The organism is Nguyenibacter vanlangensis (genome assembly GCF_013376155.1).
GTDB lineage: Bacteria > Pseudomonadota > Alphaproteobacteria > Acetobacterales > Acetobacteraceae > Gluconacetobacter > Gluconacetobacter vanlangensis.
Genome location: NZ_JABXXP010000323.1, coordinates 1 through 3,288, shown reverse-complemented (window position 1 = coordinate 3,288; position 3,288 = coordinate 1). Strand labels below are relative to the sequence as shown.

The following is a 3,288-nucleotide window of genomic DNA, read 5'->3' as shown; positions in this document are numbered from 1 at the left end:
GGGGCGGGGCCAGGACCAGGCTGCCCTGGCGCGCCACGCCGGGCACATGGGCGGCCCACCAATCAATCGATTCGTGCGCGTCGCGGGTAACCTCGGGCGGGGCGGATTCGGCCTCGCACCAGGGGGCGAGCATGCCGCCCGCCATCCACGACGCGCCGGATCCGACTCGCGGACCGGTCTCGGACAGGGTCACGGACGCGCCGCGTTCGGCCAGAGTCACCGCACTGGTCAGGCCCGCCACCCCGCCGCCACGAACCAGAACCCGCAATCCCCTGCCGGATTCGCCCTGTTCCATGTCCGATGCTCCTTTCCCGCCGCCCATCCCTGCCCATCCTTGATAGAGATAGATGGTGCTAGTGTCCCGATTCCGAAATTCGCAAGCGAATTTCGGAATCGAAAAGACACTAGAATCAATATTTTAGTGGCCTGCTGATCCGAGAAATTCTCATAAGAATTTCTCGGGCAGGACACTAGCGGAGGAAACATCCTGGCGCCGTGCCTGACAACACCCGGCGGATTATTCGACGGTGACGGATTTGGCCAGGTTGCGGGGCTGGTCGACATCCGTGCCCTTCAGCAGCGCGACCTCGTAGGCCAGCATCTGGACCGGAATGGTCTGAAGGATCGGTGCGGTGAATTCATCGACCGTCGGCACCGCGACCACGATTTCCGCCAGGCCGCGCAGGCGCTCGGCGCCCCGGGTGTCGGTGAAGACCAGCAGCCGGCCGCCGCGGGCGCGCGCCTCCTGCAGGTTCGAGACCGTCTTCTCGAACAGCCGGCCCGAGGGGACGGAGGCGACGACGGGCACCGTCCGGTCGATCAGCGAGATCGGGCCGTGCTTCATCTCGCCTGCCGCATAGGCCTCGGCATGGATATAGGAGACTTCCTTCAGCTTCAGCGCGCCTTCCAGGGCCACCGGGAAGCACGCGCCGCGGCCGAGATACAGCACGTCGCGCGCGCCGGCGATGACCGCCGCCATCTCGCGGATCGCCGGGGCGAGGTCGAAGATTTCGCCTGCGCGGCCGGGCAGGTCGAGCAGCGACCCGACCAGCGCCTCCTCCCCCTCGGCCGACAGCGTGTCGCGGGCGCGGCCCACGGCGATCGACAGGCAGGCCAGCACCGATAATTGGGCGGTGAAGGCCTTGGTGCTGGCCACCGAGATTTCCGGGCCGGCCACGGTGCCCAGCACGGCGTCGCTTTCGCGGGCGATCGTGCTCTGTTCAACATTGAGGACCGACAGGATGTGCTGGCCGCGCGCGCGCATGCCGCGCAGGGCGGCCAGCGTGTCGGCGGTTTCGCCCGATTGCGAGATCAGCAGTCCCAGCCCGCCCGGCGTCAGCGGCGGATCGCGGTAGCGCATCTCGCTGGCCACATCGATGTCGACGGGGATCTGCGCGATGCGTTCCAGCCAGTAGCGGCCGATCATCCCGGCATAGAAGGCCGAGCCGCAGGCGGTGACCACGGCGCGGGGCACCCGGGCCAGGTCGAAAGGCAGGCCGGGCAGCCTCACGCGGCGGGTCGCCGGATCGATCAGGCGCTGCAGGGTCTGGCCGATGACGACCGGATGCTCGTGCAGTTCCTTTTCCATATAGTGGCGATAGCCGTCCTTGCCGACCGAACCCGCGATCAGCGCCGTGGTGCGCGCCACGCGTTCGACCCGCTCGCCCGTCGCGTCGAAGAATTCGGCGCCGCCGCGCGTGACCACCACCCAGTCGCCGTCATCCAGATAGGCGATGCGCCGGGTCAGGGGCGCCAGGGCCAGGCTGTCCGAGCCGAGGAACATTTCCTGCTCGCCGAACCCCACGGCCAGCGGGGCGCCGTGCCGCGCCCCGATGACCAGCCCGTCATGACCGGCGAACAGCATGGCCAGGGCATAGGCGCCTTCGAGCCGGCCGAGCGCGGCGAAGGCGGCGTCACGCGGCGAAAGCCCGCGCGCCAGGTGGAAATCGACCAGTTGGGCGATGGTTTCGCTGTCCGTTTCGGTCGAAAAGACATGACCGGCCGCTTCCAGTTCACGCCGCAGGGCCTCGAAATTCTCGATGATGCCGTTATGCACCACGGAAACGCGCCCGGTGCCGTGCGGGTGGGCGTTGTTTTCGGTCGGCGCGCCATGGGTCGCCCAGCGCGTATGGCCGATGCCGGTGACGCCGGCCAGCGGTTCGCGGGCCAGCAATGCGGCCAGGTGATCCAGCTTGCCCGCCGCGCGGCGGCGTTCGATCCGCCCATCGACCAGGGTCGCGATCCCGGCGGAATCGTAGCCGCGATATTCCAGCCGACGCAGCGCGTCGAAAATGACCGGGGCAGCCTGGCTGCTGCCGACGACGCCGACGATCCCGCACATCAGCCCTGCTCCTTCTTCTTTTTGTCCAGGGCCGCGCGCAGGGTGGCGGCGCGCCCCTCTTTATTGGCCTGGCGCGCCCGGCCGATGCCCATGGCGTCGGCGGGCACGTCCTGGGTGATCACGCTGCCGGCGGCGATCAGCGCGCCGTCGCCGATCGTGACCGGCGCGACCAGGATGGCGTCGGACCCGATGAAGCAGCCGGCGCCGATCGTGGTCCGGTGCTTGAAGACGCCGTCATAATTGCAGGTGACGGTGCCGGCCCCGACATTGGTGCCCGCGCCGATCGCGGCATCGCCCAGATAAGTCAGATGATTGGCCTTGGCCCCGGCCCCAAGGGAAGCGGCCTTGATCTCGACGAAATTACCGACATGGGCCCCGGTTCCGATCTCGGCGCCCGGGCGCAGGCGCGCATAGGGGCCGATCACGGCGTCCGGTTCGACCACGCAGCCTTCGAGATGGCTGAAGGCACGGATTTCCACCCCGCGCCGCACCGTCACGCCGGGACCGAAGACCACATGGGGCTGGACCACTACGTCGGGTTCCAGCACCGTGTCGGCGGCCAGGAACACCGTGTCGGGCGCCACCAGGGTAACGCCGGCCGCCATCGCCGCATGGCGCAGGCGGCGCTGCACGCTGGCTTCGGCCAGGGCCAGTTCGGCGCGGGAATTGATGCCGCGCAATTCGTCCTCGGGCGCCACGACGGCGCGGACCTGCCGCCCGTCGGCGACGGCCATCGCGACGACGTCGCCCAGATAATATTCGCCCTTCGCATTGTCGTTGCGCACGGCGCGCAGCCACCCCCGGAATGTGTCGGCCCCCGCGCAGAGCACGCCGGCGTTGCACAAGGTGATCGCCCGCTCGGCGTCGGAGGCGTCGGCCCATTCGACGATGCGCTGCACCAGGCCGCCATCGGTCCCGTCGTCGGTGACGACGCGGCCATAGCGGCT

At 68.9% G+C, this 3,288-nt stretch carries 3 protein-coding genes; all 3 read right to left on the bottom strand.

Annotated elements, in window-relative coordinates:
* On the bottom strand, positions 1 to 295 hold a 295-nt coding region (locus HUK84_RS13165), incomplete at its 3' end, for an FAD-dependent oxidoreductase (RefSeq protein ID WP_176640699.1).
* Positions 296 to 517: 222 nt separating this feature from the next.
* Positions 518 to 2,341, bottom strand: a complete 1,824-nt coding sequence (gene glmS / locus HUK84_RS13160) for a glutamine--fructose-6-phosphate transaminase (isomerizing) (protein WP_176640698.1) — start codon at positions 2,339 to 2,341, stop codon at positions 518 to 520.
* The coding region (locus tag HUK84_RS13155; protein WP_176640697.1) for a DapH/DapD/GlmU-related protein at positions 2,341 to 3,288 on the bottom strand (948 nt) is incomplete at its 5' end. The genes glmS and HUK84_RS13155, both read right to left, overlap by 1 nt.